14 protein-coding genes are annotated in these 19,996 nt (G+C 71.6%); 2 read left to right on the plus strand and 12 right to left on the minus strand.

Translation table 11 applies throughout. From position 1 onward, the window contains the following. Window positions 1-46: 46 nt before the first annotated feature. The 9 genes from H4W80_RS01700 to H4W80_RS01735 all read right to left on the minus strand — a co-directional run bounded on the left by H4W80_RS01700 (window position 47) and on the right by H4W80_RS01735 (window position 13,028). Window positions 47-586 (minus strand): sarcosine oxidase subunit gamma, encoded by a 540-nt coding sequence (locus tag H4W80_RS01700; RefSeq protein ID WP_192783430.1) that lies wholly within the window; start codon window positions 584-586, stop codon window positions 47-49. Beyond that, entirely contained in the window at window positions 579-3,329 is a 2,751-nt protein-coding gene (locus H4W80_RS01705) for a 2Fe-2S iron-sulfur cluster-binding protein (protein WP_225963183.1), read from the minus strand. The genes H4W80_RS01700 and H4W80_RS01705 overlap by 8 nt, the downstream gene beginning before the upstream one ends. Then, the gene (locus H4W80_RS60000) at window positions 3,326-3,574 is read right to left on the minus strand and encodes a sarcosine oxidase subunit delta (RefSeq protein WP_225963184.1); all 249 of its coding nucleotides are present in this window, start codon (window positions 3,572-3,574) and stop codon (window positions 3,326-3,328) included. Before H4W80_RS60000 ends, H4W80_RS01705 begins: the two co-directional genes overlap by 4 nt. Window positions 3,575-3,584: 10 nt before the next feature. Then, window positions 3,585-4,796, minus strand: coding sequence for a sarcosine oxidase subunit beta family protein (locus H4W80_RS01710; protein ID WP_192783431.1), 1,212 nt, complete (start codon window positions 4,794-4,796; stop codon window positions 3,585-3,587). 101 nt (window positions 4,797-4,897) lie between these two features. Further along, window positions 4,898-7,300 (minus strand): GcvT family protein, encoded by a 2,403-nt coding sequence (locus H4W80_RS01715; RefSeq protein WP_192783432.1) that lies wholly within the window; start codon window positions 7,298-7,300, stop codon window positions 4,898-4,900. A gap of 184 nt (window positions 7,301-7,484) precedes the next feature. Next, window positions 7,485-8,456 carry an ABC transporter substrate-binding protein gene (locus tag H4W80_RS01720; RefSeq protein ID WP_192793211.1) on the minus strand — a complete coding sequence of 324 codons (972 nt, stop codon included), beginning with the start codon at window positions 8,454-8,456 and terminating at the stop codon, window positions 7,485-7,487. 31 nt (window positions 8,457-8,487) lie between these two features. Further along, window positions 8,488-10,485 carry an ABC transporter permease subunit gene (locus H4W80_RS01725; RefSeq protein WP_192783433.1) on the minus strand — a complete coding sequence of 666 codons (1,998 nt, stop codon included), beginning with the start codon at window positions 10,483-10,485 and terminating at the stop codon, window positions 8,488-8,490. Continuing rightward, window positions 10,485-11,543 (minus strand): quaternary amine ABC transporter ATP-binding protein, encoded by a 1,059-nt coding sequence (locus H4W80_RS01730; protein WP_192783434.1) that lies wholly within the window; start codon window positions 11,541-11,543, stop codon window positions 10,485-10,487. The genes H4W80_RS01725 and H4W80_RS01730 overlap by 1 nt, the downstream gene beginning before the upstream one ends. Window positions 11,544-11,567: 24 nt before the next feature. After that, window positions 11,568-13,028: an aldehyde dehydrogenase family protein gene (locus H4W80_RS01735; RefSeq protein ID WP_192783435.1), complete on the minus strand. Its 1,461-nt coding sequence runs from the start codon at window positions 13,026-13,028 to the stop codon at window positions 11,568-11,570. A gap of 222 nt (window positions 13,029-13,250) precedes the next feature. Between H4W80_RS01735 and purU the strand changes: the two genes are divergently transcribed. Next, window positions 13,251-14,114, plus strand: a complete 864-nt coding sequence (purU, locus tag H4W80_RS01740) for a formyltetrahydrofolate deformylase (RefSeq protein WP_192783436.1) — start codon at window positions 13,251-13,253, stop codon at window positions 14,112-14,114. A 45-nt stretch (window positions 14,115-14,159) separates the two neighbouring features. Here purU and betA read toward each other — a convergent pair whose 3' ends face one another. Next, a complete protein-coding gene (betA, locus tag H4W80_RS01745) occupies window positions 14,160-15,797 on the minus strand; it encodes a choline dehydrogenase (RefSeq protein ID WP_192783437.1) in 1,638 nt (545 codons plus the stop codon). Between the two features lie 127 nt (window positions 15,798-15,924). Here betA and H4W80_RS01750 point away from each other — a divergent pair, with 127 nt between their 5' ends. Beyond that, entirely contained in the window at window positions 15,925-16,698 is a 774-nt protein-coding gene (locus tag H4W80_RS01750) for an IclR family transcriptional regulator (protein WP_225963185.1), read from the plus strand. Here H4W80_RS01750 and H4W80_RS01755 read toward each other — a convergent pair. Together H4W80_RS01755 and H4W80_RS01760 are read right to left on the minus strand one after the other, a co-directional pair. Then, window positions 16,670-18,883 carry an FdhF/YdeP family oxidoreductase gene (locus H4W80_RS01755; RefSeq protein WP_192783438.1) on the minus strand — a complete coding sequence of 738 codons (2,214 nt, stop codon included), beginning with the start codon at window positions 18,881-18,883 and terminating at the stop codon, window positions 16,670-16,672. The two genes, H4W80_RS01750 and H4W80_RS01755, sit on opposite strands and share 29 nt — an antisense overlap. After that, window positions 18,880-19,992 (minus strand): aromatic ring-hydroxylating oxygenase subunit alpha, encoded by a 1,113-nt coding sequence (locus tag H4W80_RS01760; RefSeq protein ID WP_318786661.1) that lies wholly within the window; start codon window positions 19,990-19,992, stop codon window positions 18,880-18,882. The genes H4W80_RS01755 and H4W80_RS01760 overlap by 4 nt, the downstream gene beginning before the upstream one ends. Between the last annotated feature and the right edge of the window lie 4 nt (window positions 19,993-19,996).

The following is a 19,996-nucleotide window of genomic DNA, read 5'->3' on the forward strand; positions in this document are numbered from 1 at the left end:
GCACGTCGCGGCCGGTGTCACGCATGGTTTGACGGCCCCCCGATGCTCACGTCACGTACTCCGTCGCCGCGTCCAGCAGCCACTCCGCCAGGTAGGCCGCGAAGGACGAGCGCACCAGCACCAGGAACCCGTCCTCCCGGGGCACGAGCACGACCTGCGCCCGCGCCAGCATGGTCTGCGCGCACCGGCCCGGCCCGAACCCGCGCGGATGCAGGTCGAGCGCGCAGCCGTGGGCGAGCAGGTCGCGCGCCCTGGGCCCGCCCACGAACAGGGTGGTGCGCTGCGCCGAGACGTCCACGATCGAGCCGTGCCGCTCGCCGAGCTCCTTGCGCAGCAGCTCGGGCCGGTACCCGGGCGGAGCGATCACCAGCCACTCGTCCGGCCCCAGCCAGGCCGCGGTGACCTCGCCGGAGGTCACCGTGGTGTTCGGCTCGGCCGGCAGCGGGACGCCGAGGTCGGTCCCGGGCTCCACCCGCACGTTGACGTGGGTGAGGAACGGGAGCTCCCGCAGCGTCAGCGCCCCGCCGCGCGAGGCCGCCTCGAAACGGCCGGCGAACGCCGCGGCCGGACTCCTGCGCTCAACCATCGCGACGCGCTCCTTCGGGGTCGTACAGGACGTGAGACGTGACGGTCACCGGCACCATGGCGTCGCCCACGGGCGCGTAGAGCCGCTCGCCGTGGCGCGACCGCCCGCCCTTGAGCAGGGCCAGCGCGAACGTACGGCCGAGCGCCGCGCTGCGGTAGCTGGAGGTGACGTGGCCCAGCATGGGCACCGGCGGCTCGGGCAGCTCGGCGCAGGCCACCAGGTGGGCGCCCTCCGGCAGCAGGAAGCCGTGGTCGTCCGGCAGCAGCCCGACGAGCTGCTTGCGGTCGGGGCGCGAGGTGTCGGCCCTGGCGTGGGAGCGCTTGCCCACGAAGTCGGGCTTCTTCTTCGACACCACCCACGACATGCCCAGATCCTGCGGCGTGACGGTGCCGTCGGTGTCCTGGCCGACGATCGGGTAGCCCTTCTCGGCCCGCAGCACGTGCATGGTCTCCGTGCCGTACGGGGTCACGCGGCCATCGGACATGATCGCGGTCCACAGGCGGAGCCCGTCCCAGGAGGTCACGTTGATCTCGTAGGCCAGCTCGCCGGAGAAGCTGATGCGGCACACCCGGGCGGGGATCCCCGCCACCTCGGCCTCGCGCCAGGTCATGAACGGGAAGTCGGCCGCCGAGACCGCCAGCTCGGGCGCCAGCGACGCGAGCACCTCGCGCGAGCGCGGCCCGACCAGCGCGACCGTCGCCCACTGCTCGGTCACCGAGGTGAGGTGCACCCGCAACGACGGCCACTCGGTCTGCAGCCACTCCTCCATCCAGTCCAGCACCGCGGCGGCGTTGCCGGTCGTGGTGGTGACCAGGAAGTGGCCGGCGGCCAGGCGGATGACGGTGCCGTCGTCGAAGACCATGCCGTCGGCCCGGCACATCACGCCGTACCGGATCGAGCCGACGGCCAGCGAGCTCATCAGGTTGGTGTAGAGCCTGTCGAGGAACTCGCCCGCGTCGGGGCCGATCACGTCGATCTTGCCGAGCGTGGAGGCGTCCATCGCCGCCACGTCCTCGCGCGCGGCCCGGCACTCGCGCAGCACCGCCGCCTCCATGCTTTCGCCCGCGCGCGGGTAGTACCAGGGCCGCCGCCACTGCCCGACGTTCTCGAACAGCGCCCCGTGCTCGGCGTGCCACTCGTGCAGCGCCGTCACCCGCACGGGGTCGTGCAGGGACCCGCGGTCGCGCCCGGCCAGCGCCGCGAAGCTCACCGGCGTGTACGGCGCCCGGTAGGAGGTGATCCCGACCTCGCCCACCGGCACGCCCAGCGCGTGGGCCACCACGGCCGAGGTCAGCAGCCCCGACGTCTTGCCCTGGTCGTGCGCGGTCCCGGCGGTGGTGTAGCGCTTGACGTGCTCGACCGAGCGCAGCCCCGCGCCGGTGGCGCGCAGCACGTCGGCCGCGGTGACGTCCCGCTGCAGGTCCACGAAGTGCCCGCCGAGGTCGTCCGCCGGCACCAGCCAGTACGGCGTCCCCCCGGGCCCCGGCGGCACCGGCCCGTCCTCGCCGGCGCCGTCGATCAGGCAGCCCTCCAGCGTGAACACGCCCCGGGCGGCCCCCGCCACGCGGACCTTCTGCCGCGAGACCCCGGGCACCAGCGCGGCCAGGTCCTCGTCGTAGCGCAGCGTCCCGCCCGCCTGGCTGAACAGGTGCGCCACCGGGTTCCACCCGCCGGACACCAGCAGCAGGTCGGCCTCGATCTCGCTCCCGCCGGCCAGGACGGAGGAGACCTCGCCCGCCCCCCTGGCGGCCTCCACCGCCTGCCCGGCCAGCACCTCGATACCGCGCCGCCGGGCCTCGTCCAATGGCCCGGGGGAGGGGCGCACGTCCACGATCGCGGCCACCTCCAGGCCCGCGTCCGCCAGGTCGAAGACCGCCTCGTAGGCGCTGTCGTTCGTGGTGAAGACCACGGCCCGGCGCCCGGGCAGCACGCCGTACCGGACGGCGTACGTGCGCGCGGCCCCGGCCAGCATCACGCCGGGCAGGTCGTTGCCCGCGAAGGCGATGGGCCGCTCGTGCGCGCCGGTGGCCAGCACGACCCGGCCCGCCCGGATGCGCCAGATCCGCTCCCTGGACACGCGGGCGGGGGCGGCCGCGCCGAGGTGGTTCGTGCGGCGCTCGACGGCCATGAGGTAGTTGTCGTCGTAGTAGCCGAAGACCGTGGTGCGGGGCAGCACCGTGACGTCCGGCAGGCGTTCCAGGCCGCCCGCCACCGCCGCCGCCCACTCGTGGCCGCTGACGGGGCCCTTCGCGGTGGGCAGCCGCTCGGTGGTGCCCAGCAGGCTGCCGCCCGGCCGGGGCTGTTCGTCGGCCAGGATCACCCGGGCGCCGTCCACGGCCGCGGCCCGGGCGGCGGCCAGCCCCGCCGGGCCGGCGCCGACCACGAGCACGTCGCAGTGGGCGTGCACGGCGTCGTAACGGGCCGGGTCGGGCTCGGCCGCCAGGCGGCCCCGGCCGGGCAGGCTGCTCGCCACGAGCCCGTCGTACAGCTCGACCGTGGTGGCCGGCCGCATCGGCTCGGGAAAGGGCCGCTCGATCTGGACGACCGCGTTGGGCTCCTCGCTGCCCGCGGCGAAGATGCCGCGCGGGCGGCCCAGCCTGACGCTGGTCGCGGCCTGGCGCACGCCGTTGGCCAGCAGCGCGGAGGCCAGGGTGTCGCCGGGGTGACCGGTCAGCTCGCGGCCGTCGAAGCGGAAGCGCAGCGTGCCGCCGCGGTCGATCAGCCCGCCGGTGGACAGCCTCATCGGGCCTCCAGGATCTCGTTGGTGGCGGTGTCGCGGACCAGGTTGAACCAGCGGCGGCAGCCCGCCGCATGGCTCCACCGCTCGGCGAAGGGACCCTTGGGGTTGTCGCGGAAGAACAGGTAGCGCGCCCACTCCTCGTCCGGCAGCGCGGCCGGGTCGGCGGGGTAGGCGACGTGGGCCTGCCCGCCGTAGTGGAACTCGGCCTCGTCGCGGGGGCCGCACCAGGGGCATGGGATCTGCAGCATCGGCGGCTCCTCAGTGCGCGACCGCGGCGGCGCCGTGCTCGTCCACGAGCGCCCCGGTGGTGAATCGGTCAAGGGAGAAGGGGGCGTTGAGCGGGTGCGGCTCGTCGTTGGCCACGGTGTGCGCGAAGCACCAGCCCACGCCGGGCGTCGCCTTGAAGCCGCCGGTGCCCCAGCCGCAGTTGAGGTAGAGGTTGCGGACCGGGGTCAGGCCGACGATCGGCGAGGCGTCGGGCGAGACGTCCACCACGCCGCCCCAGGTGCGCAGCACGTGCGCGCGGGCGAAGATCGGGAACAGCTCCAGCGCGGCGGCCATCTGCCGCTCGATGATGTGGAAGGCTCCGCGCTGCCGGTAGGAGTTGGCCGCGTCGATGCCGGCGCCCATGACCAGCTCGCCCTTGTGCGCCTGGCTGACGTAGACGTGCACGGCGTTGGACATGACGACCGTCGGGTGCACGGGTTCGAGCAGCTCGGACACCAGCGCCTGGAGCGGGTGGCTCTGCAGCGGCAGGTCGATCCCCGCGCTCCTGGCCACGACCGAGGTGTGGCCCGCCGCGCACAGCGCCACCCGGCCGGCCGCGATCGTGCCCCGCGTGGTCTCCACGCCGGTGACCCGGCCGTCGCTGACCCGCAGGCCGGTGACCTCGCAGTGCTCGATGAGGTCCACGCCGAGCGCCGCCGCGGCGCGGGCGTACCCCCAGGCCACGTGGTCGTGCTTGGCGATGCCGGCGCGGGGCTGGAAGGTGGCGCCGAGCACCGGGTAGCGCACGTCCGGCGAGATGTCCACGATCGGGCACACCTCGCGGACCTGCTCGGGGTCCAGCCACTCGGCGTCGACGCCGTTGAGCCGGTTGGCCTCGACGCGGCGCACGCTGTCGCGTACGTCCTGGAGGCTGTGCGCCAAATTGAGCACGCCGCGCTGGCTGAACAGCAGGTCGTAGCCGAGCTCCTCCTCCAGGCCCTCCCACAGCTTGAGCGCGTGCTCGTAGATGCCGGCGCTCTCGTCCCACAGGTAGTTGGAGCGGATGATGGTGGTGTTGCGCGCCATGTTCCCGCCGGCCAGCCACCCCCGCTCCAGGACCGCGATGTCGGTGATGCCGTGGTTCCTGGCCAGGTAGTAGGCGGTGGCCAGGCCGTGCCCGCCGGCTCCGACGATGACCACGTCGTAGGAGCGCCTGGGCTCGGCGGCGCCCCACAGCCACTCGGGGTGCTCGGGCGGGTTCATCGCGCCTCTCCGTACAGCGGGTGCTTGCCGGCCAGGACCTCGACGTGGACCTCGGGGTCCACCACGTCCAGCGGGGTGTCGATCATATGAGGTCCTTTCCCTTAACCGCGCAGCCGCGTCATCGCCGGGTCGAAGAGCGGCTCCTCGGCCACGACGGCCGGGACGCGCTGGTCGAAGTAGCCGATGTGCAGGGCCTGGCCGGGGCTCGCGAGCGAGGCGGGCAGCCAGGCGTAGGCGATGCCGCGGCCGACGGTGTAGCCGTAGGCGGCGCTGGTGACGTAGCCGACGGCCCGCTCGCCGTCGTAGACCGGCTCCTTGCCCATGACCACCTCGTCGGTCAGCAGGCAGGTGAGCTTCCTGCGCACCGACTCCTTGCGCTCCAGCAGCGCGCGGCGGCCGACGAAGTCGCCCTTGTCCAGCTTGACGGCGAAGCCGAGGCCGGCCTCGTACGGGTCGTGCTCGAAGGTCATGTCGGCGCCGAAGGAGCGGTAGCCCTTCTCCAGGCGCAGGCTGGTGAAGGCGCCGCGGCCGCCGGCCAGCACGCCGTGCTCCCGGCCCGCGGACCAGAGCGTGTCCCAGAGCTTGAGCCCCATGTCGGCGGTGGTGTAGATCTCCCAGCCGAGCTCGCCGACGTAGGACAGGCGCAGCATGGTGACGGGCACGTTGCCGATGAAGCCGCGGGCGCCGCGGAAGTACTTCAGCGCGGTCAGGTCGATGCCGGTCAGCGGCTGGACCAGGTCGCGGGCTTTCGGGCCCCACACGCCCAGGCAGCAGGTGCCGGCGGTGACGTCGCGGATGAACACGTCGGCCGGGCGGTGGCGCTCCAGCCAGTCCAGGTCCAGGTTGCCGTTGGCGCCGACCTGGAAGCGGTCGGGGCCGAGCCGGGCCACGGTGACGTCGCTGCGGATGCCTCCGTCGGTGTCGAGCAGCAGGCAGTACGTCACCGAGCCGACCGACTTGTACACGTCGCCGGTGGTGATCCGCTGCAGGAACGCCAGGGCGCCGGGGCCGCTGACCTCCAGCCGCTTGAGCGCGCTCATGTCGTACAGCGCGACCGCCTCGCGGGTGGCCTGCGCCTCGGCGCCGACGATCGGCGACCAGTACCGCGCGGCCCACGGGCCGGGCGTGGGGAGGTCGCGCCCGTCGAGCAGCGGCGCGTTGGCGTCGTACCACTGCGGGCGCTCCCAGCCGGAGGCCTCCAGGAAGACGGCGCCCAGGTCCCGCTGGCGCGGGTGGAAGGGGCTCAGCCGCAGCGGGCGGGGGTGCTCCATCGGCTGCAGCGGGTGGATGATGTCGTAGACCTCGACGTAGTTCTGGCAGCCGCGATCGCGCACGTAGTCGGGCGCGAGCTGGTGCGGCTCGAACCGGTTGACGTCGCATTCGTGCAGGTCGAACGAGGAGCAGTGGCCGTCGACCAGCCACTCGGCCATCGCCCTGCCGACGCCCGCGGAGTGGGTGACCCAGACCGCCTCGGCCACCCAGAAGCCCTCGACGTCCGGGGACTGCCCCATCAGCGGCAGGTGGTCGGTGGTGAAGGAGAACAGCCCGTTGATGCCGGACTCGACCTCCGCCTTCTGCGTGTCGGGCAGCAGCGCCTGGGTCTCCTCCCAGGCCGGGGCGAAGTCGCCGGGGGTGAAGGTGAGCACCGACGGCATCACCTCCGCCTCGTCCACCGCGAGGATCTCGTCGGCGGTGATCGGCATGGGCCGGTGGCCGTAGTAGCCGATGCCGAGCGTGTCGAAGCGCTCGCGGTAGTAGAGGTCGGCGTCCTGGTGGCGGAGGATCGGCCGGGTGGCCTCCTCGGTCTGGCCGGCCAGCCCCGGCACCGGCCCGGTCCAGGCGAGCTGGTGGGCCAGCGGGGTGAGCGGCAGCTCCATGCCGGCCATGCGGGCCACCTTCGGGCCCCAGATCCCGGCGCAGCACACGACCACCTGGGCGGGCAGGTCGCCGTGGTCGGTCACCACCGCGCACACCTTGCCGTCCTGGGTCCTGATGTCGAGCACCTCGTGCCGGGGCAGCACCCGCACGCCGCGCCCCTGGGCCCTGGCCAGCTGGGCGTCCACCGCCTTGACCGCCTTGGCCAGCCCGTCCGTCGGGACGTAGAGCCCGCCGAGCACCTTGGTCTCGTCCAGCAGCGAGTGCTTGGCGGCGCACTCCTGCGGCGTGAGCAGGTGGGCCTCGAGCCCCCACGCGACCGCCCAGCCGTGCCTGCGGCGCAGCTCGGCCAGCCGCTGCGTACTGGTGGCCACCTCGAGCCCGCCGACCTGCAGGAAGCTGTCGAGCGCGACGAACTTCTCCGCGGTGTAGCGGGCCATCTCGGTCATCGTCTTCGACCCGTTGACCTGGAAGACCAGACCGGGGGCGTGCGAGGAGGACCCGCCGGTGGCGGGCACGTCCCCCTGGTCGACGACGGTGACGTCGCTCCAGCCTCGGGCGGACAGCTCGTCGGCCAAGGCCGCGCCGACCACGCCCGCGCCGATGATGACCACGCTCGGGCCCGTCATAGCCACCTCCGTTGTTGCGGTATATGCAACCAAACGCGCTTTCCGCAACAAGCGTCGCTCTCCGCATTCCGGGTGTCAAGAGGCATTCCGTACGGCGTTCCGGCCGCTGACCGCAGGCGTGCGCCCGGCCCGATCGCGGCAGGACGATCGGGCCGGGCGCACGGCGCAGGAGCGGTCAGGCCGTTCAGGTCGCGGGGAGCCAGGCCTTGACCTTGTCGGGGTTGGCGGTGACCCACTTGGCGGCGGCCTCCTCGGGCGTCAGCTTGTCCTCGGCGATGTACCTGGCCACGAGGTTCTGGTCGTCGTTGGTCCAGGTGAAGTTCTTGACCAGGGTGTAGGCGGGGCTGCCGGAGTCCGCGAACTTCTTGCTCACGATCTTGTCCAGCTCGTACGGCGGGTAGTCGCAGGCCACCTTGGCCGCGTCGGCGTCGCACCCCTTGCTGTAGGCGGGCAGGCCGACCTTGACCAGCTTCACCTCGGACAGGAACCACTGCGGGTCGTAGAAGTAGCCGATGAGCGGCGTCTGCTGCTTCTCCGCCTGCCGGAAGGCCTGGATGAGCGCGGTCTCGCTGCCCGCGTAGACGACCTTGTAGTCCAGGTCGAGGTTCTTGACCAGCGCCGCGTCGTTGGTGACGAAGGACGGGTCGCCGTCGAGCAGCTGGCCCTTGCCCTCGGACTCGGAGGTCTTGAACAGCGAGGCGTACTTGTTGAGGTTCTTCCAGTCGGTGATGTCCGGATATTTCTTGGCCATCCACGGCGGCACGAACCAGCCGATGACGCCCTGGTTGCCGGTCGGCCCCGCCGAGACGGCGACCTTCTGCTCGTCGATGTACTTCTTCTTCAGGTCGTCGTGGGCCCAGTTCTCCACGACCGCGTCGACCTCTCCGGTGGCGAAGCCCTGCCAGGACACCTCCTCCTTCAGGTCCTTCTTCACCACCTTGCAGCCGAGGTTCTTCTCCGCGACGAGCGCGATCACCGCGGCGTTGGCCTCGTAGCCCACCCAGGGGTTGACCGCGAGGTTGAACGTGCCGCACGTCTTGCCGCCTCCCGCGGCGGCCTGCTGGGTTTCGCCGACCTTCGCTCCGCTGCACGCGCTGAGCAGGAGGCCGCCGCCGGTCACGAGCGCGAGCGCCCTGATCCTGCCGCTTGTCGACATCGCCACCTGGTCCTCCTGTGTTTCCTGTTCCCTATTTGTGCGCGAGCCCGCCGTGGGCGGCGGCGTCGGCCCGCTGCGTGGCGGCGCGCATGACGCGGTCGAGCACGATGCCGAGCACGACGATCGCGATCCCGGCGGCCAGCCCCTTCCCGCGGAGCTCGTGCTGGGAGAACCCGGCCACCACGTCGTAGCCGAGCGCCCCCGCGCCCACCAGGCCGCCCACGACGACCATCGAGAGCACGTAGATGAGTCCCTGGCTCGCGGCCAGCGTCACGCCGCTGCGCGCCATCGGCAGCTGCACCTTGGAGATCAGCTGCCAGGTGCCCGCCCCCGCCGAGGTCGCCGCCTCCACGGTGGTGGGCGAGACCCGCCTGATGCCCTCGGCCACCAGCTTGATCGCCACCGGCGCGGCGAAGACCACGGCGGCGATGATCGCGGTGAACCGCGTCGGGCCGAACAGGCCGAGGATGGGCACCAGGTAGACGAAGGCGGGCATGGTCTGTCCCGCGTCGAGCACGGGACGCAGCAGGGTGTCGGCCCGGTCGCTGCGGCCCATCCACACGCCGGCGACCACGCCGAGGATCATCACCAGGATGGTCGCGACCAGCGTGGAGGCCAGCGTCACCATGCTGTCCTGCCAGAGCCCGAGCGCCAGCACCACCAGCAGCCCGGCGGCGGTGACCAGCGCGGCCCGCGCGCTGCCCACCAGCAGGGCCACCGCGACCGCCACCAGGCAGACCAGCCACCAGGGCGAGCCGGTCAGTAGGGCCTCGAACGGGTTGAGCAGCCCGTTGGTGAGCGCGTTCTTCAGCGCGTCGGTGTAGGTCACCAGGCTGTCCTGCACCCAGGCGCTGGCGGTGTCCGCGGCGTCGCGCACGTGGGACCCGACGTTGGCCTCGACGGGGAAGTCCGCGGCCCAGAGGTAGGTGTAGGACTGGTACGCCAGCACGGCCGCGACCCCGAGCACGCCCGCCACCTCGACGCGGCGCCGCCGCGCGGAACGCAGCCGGCCCGCGCGGCGCTCCTCCTCCACCCGCCGGCTGGCGGCCGAGGTCACCCGGTCGAGCACCACGGCCATGATCACGATCGCCAGGCCGGCGTTGAAGGCGGTCCCGACGTCCAGCGTCTGCAGCGCCTTGAGCACGGTCTTGCCCAGGCCGGGCGCGTCGATCAGGGCCGCGATGGTGGCCATGGACAGCGCGGCCATGATGGTCTGGTTGACCCCCACGATGATCGTCTGCTTGGCCATCGGCAGCCGCACGTGCCTGAGCGCCTGCATGGGCGTGGCGCCGAGCGACGTGCCCGCCTCCATCGTCTCCGGGGAGACCTGCCGGATGCCGTGCGCGGTGATGCGGATGGCCGGTGGCACCGCGTAGATCATCGTGGCCACGGTCGCGCTGGCCGGGCCGATGAGGAAGAACAGCGTCAGCGGCGCCAGATAGACGAACGTCGGCATCGTCTGCATGAAGTCGAGCACCGGCGTGACCAGCCGCAGGAACCGGTCGCTCAGCCCGGCCCAGATCCCGAGCGGGACGCCCACGGCCAGCGACAGCACGACCGCCGTCAGCGTGAGGGCGAGCGTGTCCATGCTCTCCTGCCACAGCCCGAGCAGGCCGAAGGACAGGAACCCCGCGGCCGTCAGCGCCGCCACCTTCCTGGTGCCGTACAGCAGGGCGACGGCCGTGGCGATCGCCACCACGCCGAGCCAGCCCAGCACGGGCAGGGGGCGGCCGAAGGACGGCTGGCTGATCAGCGCCTGGACGAAGGTCACCGCGTCGTCCAGGAAGAGCCGGACGTAGTTGATGAAGTAGAGGAAGAAAGGGTTGCTGTTGCGGCTGTCGTCGATGACGTCCATGGCCTGGCTGAGGTCGCGGTGCAGCGGGGTCAGCTCGGCGCCGCCCAGCTGCTGGGTGTCGCGCCCGCCGAGCACCGCCCAGCCCACCACCCAGGCCGCGACGACCAGGGCCAGCAGCAGCCTGCGGTCGGGCAGCTTGTGCAGCCTGGCGGCGACCGCCGTGACGGCCGCCATCAGTGCTGCCCGCCGGCGATCACTTCGAGGATCTCCGCGCTGGTGACCACGCCGAGCAGGCCGCCGTCCCCGATCACGCGCACCGGGCGGCCGGCCGACAGCACGGTGTGCACGGCGTCGCGGATGACCACGTCGGGGCCCAGCTCCGGGCCGTCGAGCGGCTCGCCCTCCAGCGGCGGGCGCATGACCCACGACAGCGTCAGCACGTGCGAGCGGGGCACGTCGCTGACGAAGTTGGCCACGTACTCGTCGGCGGGCGCGCCCACCACCTCGTCGGGCGTGCCGACCTGGACCAGCTCGCCGTCGCGCATGATGAGGATCCGGTCGCCGAGCTTGAGCGCCTCGCTCAGGTCGTGGGTGATGAAGATCATCGTCTTGCCCACCTCGTGGTGCAGGCGGATGACCTCGTTCTGCATCTCGCGCCTGATGAGCGGGTCGAGCGCGGAGAACGGCTCGTCGAACAGCAGCACCTCGGGGTCGGCCGCGAGCGCGCGGGCCAGGCCGACGCGCTGCTGCATGCCGCCGGACAGCTGGTCGGGGTAGGAGTTCTCGAAGCCGGTCAGGCCGACCAGCCCGAGCACCTCGCGGGCCCGCTCGTAGCGCTCCTTCTTGGGGGCGCCCCGGATCTCCAGGCCGAAGGCCACGTTCTCCAGCACGCACCGGTGCGGCAGCAGCCCGAAGTGCTGGAAGACCATCGCCATCCGGTGCCTGCGCAGCTCGCGCAGCTTGCGGGCGTCGGCGGCGCGGATGTCCTCGCCGTCGAGCACGATCTCGCCCGACGTGGGCTCGATCAGCCGGGTCAGGCAGCGCACCAGGGTGGACTTGCCCGAGCCCGACAGGCCCATGACGACGAACACCTCGCCCCGCCGGACCGAGAAGGAGACGTCGCGGACCGCGGCGACGCAGCCGGTCTGCTCCTTGAGCTCCGTGCGGCTCAGGGTGCTGCCGACCACGCGGCCGGCCTTGGGGCCGAACACCTTCCACAGACCTCGGACGTCGAGAATGGGGGGTGCCTCGGTGTTGAGCGGTGTGCTTTCGGTCAGTGACGGGACGGTCATGACCACCTCTTCGTCGTCGGAGCGTCAGTTCTCTGGGAACCACCGCTGTGGGCGCGGTCGGATGTTCTGCCAGACGTGCTTGATCTCGCGGTACTCGTCCAGGCCGGTCGGGCCCAGCTCGCGGCCGTTGCCGGACTGCTTGAAGCCGCCCCACTCGGCCTGCGGCACGTAGGGGTGGTAGTCGTTGATCCACACCGTGCCGTGCCGCAGCCGGCCCGCGACCCGCTGCGCCCTGCCGGCGTCCTGGGTCCAGACCGCGCCGGCCAGGCCGTACTCGGTGTCGTTGGCCAGGCGGACCGCCTCGTCCTCGGTCGTGAAGCGCTCGACGGTCAGGACGGGGCCGAAGGACTCCTCGCGCACCACGCGCATGTCCTGCTTGCACTCGTCCAGGACGGTGGGCCGGTAGAAGTGCCCGGGCCCGTCGAGGCGGCGGCCGCCGCAGCGCAGCACGGCCCCCTCGGCCAGGCCCGCCGCCACGTACTCCTCGACCTTTGCCAGGTGGGCGGCGGAGATGAGCGGGCCGGTGTCGGCGTGCGGGTCGAAGGGGCCGCCCAGGCGGATCAGCTCGGCCCGCCGTACGACCTCGTCCACGAACGCGTCGTGCAGGGAGTCCTCCACCAGCAGGCGCGCGCCGGCCGAGCAGACCTGGCCGGAGTGCAGGAACACCGCGGTGAGCGCGAAGTCGACGGCCGTGTCGAAGTCGGCGTCGGCGAAGACGATGTTGGGGTTCTTGCCGCCCAGCTCCAGCGCCACCCGCTTCACCGTGGCCGCGGCGGCGGCCATGACGCGCCGCCCGGTGGCCAGGCCGCCGGTGAAGGAGACCATGTCCACGTCCGGGTGCTCGGCCAGCGGCGCGCCGACCTCCGGGCCGGTGCCGAGCACGAGGTTGGCCACCCCGTCCGGCAGCCCGGCCTCGGCCAGCGCGCGCATCAGCAGGATTGCCGTGCTGGGGGTCAGCTCGCTCGGCTTGAGCACGAACGTGTTGCCCGCGGCGAGCGCCGGGGCGACCTTCCACGTCGTCTGGAGCAGGGGATAGTTCCACGGCGTGATGAGGCCGCAGACGCCGATCGGCTCGTGGACGACGCGGCTGATCGCGTCGTCGCGGCCGGTGTCGACGACCCGGCCCGCGTCGGTGCCCGCGACGCCGGCGAAGTAACGCAGGCTGGCCACGCAGTCGTCGATGTCGTACTCGCTCTCCACCAGGCGCTTGCCGGTGTCGCCCGACTCGGCGCGGGCGAAGGTCTGGCGGTCGCGTTCCAGCAGGTCGGCTACCTTGTACAGCAGCGCGCCGCGCTCGCGGGCCGGCGTCGCGGGCCAGGGTCCGGTGTCGAAGGCGCGCCGGGCCGCGGCGATCGCCGCCTCGGTGTCCGCGGCGGTCCCCTCGGCCACGGTGGCCACGAGGCTTCCGTCGGCGGGCGAGTGGATGCGCCGCTGACCACCGGCGAGTGGCCTGGTCCACTCGCCCGCGATGTAGAGCTCGGTCATCGACACACCCTCGATAGTTGCGTATCGCGCAAGGCGCTGCTCAATGAGGAACAGGATTGACTCGTCTTCGAGCGTTCGTCAAGGGTTTGCCGGAATCACTGGCCAAATACATACGTTGTGATGAGGTTTGACCTTCTTGCCCCTTGACGTGGTAGTCCCCTGGCTTCAGTCTGTTGCGTATAAATCTCTTGTTTGCGTCATACGCAACACTGGGAGGGTGTGATGTCTCCACGTCCCGACCCTGGCCGCGAGTTCATCCTCACGGTGTCCTGCTCCGACAAGCCGGGCATCGTGTACGCGGTCAGCAGCTTCCTCGTCCAGCACGGCGGGAACATGCTGCAGAGCAAGCAGTTCAACGACCGCGAGGGCGGCGCCTTCTTCATGCGCGTGCACTTCGCCGCGCGGGACGAGATCGAGCGGTTGCGCGAGGGGTTCGCCTACGTCGCCGGCTCCTTCCAGATGAACTGGCAGCTGAAGGACGCGGCCACGCCCACCCGCACGCTGGTCATGGCGTCGAAGTTCGGTCACTGTGTGAACGACCTGCTCTATCGCCGCCAGGTGGGCGCGCTCAACATCGAGATCCCCGCGATCGTCTCCAACCACCCGGACCTGGAGGCGCTGGCCGCCTCGTACGGCGTGCCGTACCACCACGTGCCCGTCACGGCCGCCACCAAGGGCGAGGCCGAGGCGCGGATCCTGGAGCTGGTCGAGGAGTGCGACGCGGAGCTGGTGGTCCTGGCGCGTTACATGCAGGTCCTCTCCGACGACCTGTGCAAGCGGCTGGAGGGGCGGGCCATCAACATCCACCACTCCTTTCTGCCGGGCTTCAAGGGCGCCAAGCCGTACCACCAGGCGCACGAGCGCGGCGTGAAACTCATCGGCGCGACCGCGCACTACGTCACGGCCGACCTGGACGAGGGCCCCATCATCGAGCAGGACGTGGCCAGGGTGGACCACGAGCTCGACCCCGAGGACCTGGTCGCGGCCGGGCGGGACGTGGAGGCGCAGGTGCTGGCCAGGGCCGTGAAGTGGCACAGCGAGCAGCGCGTCCTGCTCAACGGCAACCGGACCGTGGTCTTCCGCTGACGTCCGCGCGCGAGGGCGGTGGGGGAGCGCCCCACCGCCCTCGGTTCATGCCCGGTGGCGGTAGAACTCGGTCGTCTGAGGCGGCAGCGGCGTGTTGCCCAGGATGAGGTCGGCCGCCTTCTCCGCCAGCATCATGACCGGCGCGTAGATGTTGCCGTTCGTCACGTACGGCATGGCCGAGGCGTCCACCACGCGCAGCCCGTCGACGCCGTGCACCCGCATCGTGTCCGGGTCGAGCACCGACATCGCGTCCACGCCCATCCTGGCCGTGCACGAGGGGTGCAGGGCGGTCTCGCCGTCCTTGGCCACCCAGTCCAGGATCTCCTCGTCGCTCTCCACGGACGGCCCCGGCGACACCTCGCCCGTGCTGAGCGCGGCCAGCGCCGGCGCCCCGAGGATCCTGCGGGCCACCCGGACGGCCTCCACCCACTCGCGCCTGTCCTGCTCGGTGGACAGGTAGTTGAAGCGCAGCGCGGGATGCCGCCGCGGATCCGTGCTCCTGATCTTCACCGAGCCGCGGGCGTCGGAGTACATGGGCCCGACGTGCACCTGGTAGCCGTGCCCGCCCGCCGGCGCCGAGCCGTCGTAGCGCACGGCCAGCGGCAGGAAGTGGAACATCAGGTTGGGGTAGTCGACGTCGTCGTTGCTCCGGACGAAGCCGCCCGCCTCGAAGTGGTTGGTCGCCCCCGGCCCGCCGCGCAGGAACAGCCACTGCGCGCCGATCCAGGGATGGCGCCACTTGCGCAGGTTCGGCTGCATCGAGACCGGTTCGCGGCAGCCGTGCTGGATGTAGACCTCCAGGTGGTCCTGCAGGTTCTCGCCCACGCCCGGCAGGTCGTGCACGACGTCGATGCCGAGCTTGCGCAGTTCCTCGGCGTTGCCGATCCCGGACAGCTGCAGCAGCTGCGGCGAGTTGATCGCGCCGCCGCACAGGATGACCTCGCCCGCGCGGACCCGGCCGCCGTCGAACTCGACGCCGACGGCCCTGGTGCCGTCGAAGACGACCTTCGTCACCAGCACGCGCGTCTTGACGGTCAGGTTGGGCCGCTTCATGACCGGGTGCAGGTACGCCCTGGCGGCGCTGAGCCGGCGCCCGCGCCGGATGTTGCGGTCGAAACGGGCGAAGCCCTCCTGCCGGTAGCCGTTCACGTCGTCGGTCAGGGGATAGCCGGCCTGCTGCACCGCCTCGAAGAACGCGTCGTACAAGGGCGTGCTCGCCGCCCCGCGCTCCAGCACGAGCGGCCCGCCGTGGCCGCGCCAGGGCGTGTCGGGGTCGGCCAGGCAGTTCTCCATGCGCTTGAAGTACGGCAGGCAGTGGGCGTAGTCCCAGCTCTTCATGCCGGGATCGGCGCCCCACCGCTCGTAGTCCAGCGGGTTGCCGCGCTGGAAGATCATGCCGTTGATGCTGCTGGAGCCGCCGAGCACCTTGCCGCGAGCGTGATAGATCCGCCGGCCGTGCATGTGGGGCTCGGGCTCCGACTCGTAGCGCCAGTCGTAGAAGCGGTTGCCGATGGGGAAGGGCAGGGCTGCGGGCATGTGGATGAACACGTCCCACGGGTAGTCCGATCGGCCCGCCTCCAGGACGAGCACTCGCGTGGCAGGGTCCGCGGAGAGCCGGTTGGCCAGCGCGCTGCCGGCCGAGCCGCCTCCGACGATGACGAAGTCGTATTGATGTGACGTCATGGTGCCTCGTCTCGCTCGCGCGTTTCGCCAAATCGTAGCGTTATACGCATTGCGTTTCACTACTCGCAACAGGAGATCTTTTGGGCTTGCGTTAGACGGAGTTTCCTCCAGCACTTAGAGTTTCGCTATGGGCAACGAGTCGAGCAGCGGGGGCGTGCAGTCGGTCGATCGGGCGATCAGCGTGCTGGAGATCCTCTCCCGGCGGGGCGAGGCAGGGGTCAGCGAGGTCGCCGCGGAGATCGACGTGCACAAGTCGACCGCGTTCCGGCTGCTCGGCGCGCTCGAGGCGCGCGGCCTGGTCGAACAGGCCGAGGAGCGCGGCAAATACCGGCTCGGCTTCGGCATCATCCGCCTGGCCGGCGGCGTCAACACCCAGCTCGACGTCACCCAGCGGGCGCGCCCGGTCTGCCGGCGCCTGGCGGAGGAGATCGGCGAGACGGTCAACATCGCCGTGCTCCGCTCCAGCTACGCGGTCAACCTCGACCAGGTGCGCGGCGCCTCGGCGGTCACCGCCTACAACTGGGTCGGCCAGATCACGCCGTTGCACGCCACCTCCAGCGGAAAGGTGCTGATGGCCCACCTGGACGAGCGCCAGCGCGACCGGGTGCTGTCCGACGGGGCCCTGGAGTCCTTCACGCCCCGCACGGTCACCGACCTGGGCCGGCTCAAGGAGCAGCTGACCGAGATCAAGCGGACCGGCTACGGCTACTGCCTGGAGGAGCTGGAGGAGGGGCTGAACGCCATGGCGGCGCCCATCCGCTCCTACCACGGTGACGTCGTCGCCGCGGTGAGCGCCTCCGGCCCCGCCTACCGCTTCACCGCCGAGCGCATGCACGAGCTCGCTCCCGTCCTGATCGCCGGGGCCGACGAGATCAGCCGCCGCCTGGGGTACGCCGGCTGAGCCGGATCACGATGCTCTTGGAGGTCGGGGTGTTGGAGGTCTCGGCCACCGAGTCGAGCGGCACCAGCACGTTGGTCTCCGGGAAGTAGGCGGCGCAGCAGCCGCGGGCGGTCGGATAGGCGATGACCCTGAACCCCTCGGCGGTGCGCTCGCCGTCGGGCCACTCGCTGACCAGGTCGACCACGTCGCCGTCGGCCAGGTCGCGCTCCGCGAGGTCTTCGGGGTGGACGAAGACCACCTTGCGGCCGTTCCTGACCCCGCGGTAGCGGTCGTCGAGGCCGTAGACAGTGGTGTTGTACTGGTCGTGGCTGCGTACGGTCTGCAGCAGCAGCCGCCCCGGCGGCACCCGCAGGACCTCCAGCCGGTTGACGGTGAAGCCGGCCCTGCCGGTGGCGGTGGGGAAGCGGCGCTCGTCCCGGGGCGCGTTGGGCAGCGCGAAGCCGGCCTCGGCGCGGCCGTTGAAGTCCTCGAAACCGGGGATCACCCGCGCGATGCGGTCGCGGATCGTGCCGTAGTCGCGCTCGAAGTCCGCCCACGGCTCCTCGCCGAACAGCTCGCGGCCCAGCCGGGCGACGATCGCCACCTCCGGCAGCAGGTCCGGGGAGGCGGGCGCGAGCCGGCCGCGCGAGGCGTGCACCAGCCCCATCGAGTCCTCGACGGTGACCAACCCGGCCGGGTCGCGCTCGGTGCGGCCCAGCGTGGGCAGGATGAGCGCCCGCTCGCCGCACACCGCGTGCGAGCGGTTGAGCTTGGTGGAGATCTGCACGGTCAGCCTGGTACGGCGCAGCGCCGCCTCGGTGACGCGGCTGTCGGGGGTGGCGCGGACGAAGTTGCCGCCCATGCCGACGAAGACCTTCGCCTCGCCGTCGCGCATGGCCCGGATGGCCTCGACCGTGTCCAGCCCGTGGTGCCGGGGCGGCTCGAAGCCGAACTCGGCGGCCAGCGCGTCCAGGAAGTCCTTCGAGGGCTTCTCGTAGATGCCCATGGTCCGGTCGCCCTGGACGTTGGAGTGGCCGCGCACCGGGCACAGGCCCACGTTGCCGCGCAGCAGCTGGAAGTTGACCACCTCGCGGATGGTGGCCACGGAGTTGCGGTGCTGGGTGAGCCCCATGGCCCAGCAGACGACGACGGACCCGGCGTTCCTGACGTCGCGGGCCGTCTCCTCCAGCTCCCGCCGGGTCAGGCCGGTCGCCTCCAGCACCTCCGCCCAGTCCAGGCCGGTCAGGTGCGCCTTCCACGCCTCGAAACCGCTGGTGTGCTCGGCGATGAACGCCTCGTCGGCGGTGTCGAGCAGCAGCAGCGACAGCGCCTGGAACAGCGCCATGTCGCCGTTGAGCCGGATCTGCAGGAACCGGTCGGCCAGCGCCGTGCCCGCCGCCAGCCCGGACGGCCGCTGCGGGTTCTTGAAGCGCAGCAGCCCGGCCTCGGGCAGGGGATTGACCGCGACGATCCGCGCGCCGCCGCGCTTGGCCTTCTCCAGGGCGGTGAGCATGCGGGGGTGGTTGGTGCCCGGGTTCTGGCCGATCACGAAGATCAGGTCGGCCCGGTGCAGGTCGTCGAGCGACACGGTGCCCTTGCCGATCCCGATCGTCTCGGTGAGCGCGGCCCCGCTGGACTCGTGGCACATGTTGGAGCAGTCGGGCAGGTTGTTGGTGCCGAACCGGCGCACCAGCAGCTGGTAGGCGAAGGCCGCCTCGTTGGAGGTGCGGCCCGAGGTGTAGAAGACCGCCTCGTCGGGGCTGTCCAGCGCGCGCAGCTCGGCCGCGATCATGCCGAACGCCTCCGCCCAGCCGATCGGCTCGTAGTGCTCGGCGCCCGCGGGCTTGTACATCGGCTCGGTCAGCCTGCCCTGCTGCCCCAGCCAGTAGTCGCTCATCCCGGCCAGCTCGCTCACCGGATGGGCGGCGAAGAACTCGCGGGTGACGCGCCGGACGGTGGCCTCCTCGGCCACCGCCTTGGCGCCGTTCTCGCAGAACTCGGCCGGGCTGCGGTGCTCGCCCTCAGGCCAGGCGCAGCCGGGGCAGTCGAAGCCGCTCTTCTGGTTGACGCGCAGCAGCGTCAGCGCGGTGCGGCCGATCCCCATCTGCCGGTGGGCGATGCGCAGGGCGTGGCCCACCGCGGGCAGGCCGCCCGCCCAGTCCCTGGGCGGGCCGGCCGTCAGCCGTTCGTCGTCGTGCTCGTTCACCCGACGCGGTCCTGGACCCAGTCGTGGAAGGCGCCGATGTGGTGCTCGCTGGGCACCAGCACGCCGCCCTTGGCGTACGTACGCGAGCCCATCTGCGGCTGGCACCGCTCGCACGCCTCGAAGTCCTGCTCGTTGACCCGGTGGAACAGCTCCACCGACTTGTCCAGGTCCTTGCCGCTCGCCACGACGCCGGGCAGGTAGAGCCAGTCGCACTCGACGACCGTGCGGTCCACCGCCAGCGGGAACATGCGGTGCACGATCGCGTGGTCGGGCACCAGGTTGACGAACACCTGCGGCTTGATCGTGATCGCGTAGTAGCGGCGGTCCTGCTCCTCACTGACGCCCGGGATGCGGTCGAGCCCCTCGGAGCCGTCGACGGTGAAGCCCTGGATCTCCTCGCCGAACTCGGCGCCGTGGCCCACGAAGTACTGGGCCGCGTAGCCGTCGGCGAACTCCGGCAGCACCTCGGTCAGCTCGGGATGGATCGTGGCGCAGTGGTAGCACTCCATGAAGTTCTCGATGATGAGCTTCCAGTTCGCCTTCACGTCGTAGACGATCCTGCGACCCACCTCCAGGCCGGCCACGTCGTAGTTGTCGAGCAGCTCCAGCGAGCCGAGCCGCTCGGTCACCGCGCCCAGCACGTCCTCCTCGAAGGAGGGCGGCTCGTCGGCCAGGCACACCCACACGTAGCCGAGCCACTCGCGCACGTGCACCTTCACCAGGCCGTACTCCACCCGGTCCAGGTCGGCCATCTTGGTCAGGTTGGGCGCGGCGATCAGCTTGCCGTCCAGGTCGTAGGTCCAGGCGTGGTACGGGCACTGGAAGGCCCGCTTCACCTCACCCGACTCCTCCGTGCGCAGCGTCGCGCCGCGATGGCGGCAGACGTTGAAGAACGCGCGCACCGACATGTCGCGCGCCCTGGTGACGAGGATGCTCTCGGAGCCGACCTGAACCGTCTTGAACGCGCCCGGCTTGGGCAGGTCGGCCGAGCGCACCACGCAGAACCACATCGCCTCGAAGATGTTCCGCTGCTCCGCGGCGAAGATCTCGGGGTCCACGTAGTAGCGACCGGGGAGGGTGGGGATCACGCTTGACGTGGTGGTGGTCACGGGC

The organism is Nonomuraea angiospora (assembly GCF_014873145.1).
In the GTDB taxonomy this organism is placed as follows: domain Bacteria; phylum Actinomycetota; class Actinomycetes; order Streptosporangiales; family Streptosporangiaceae; genus Nonomuraea; species Nonomuraea angiospora.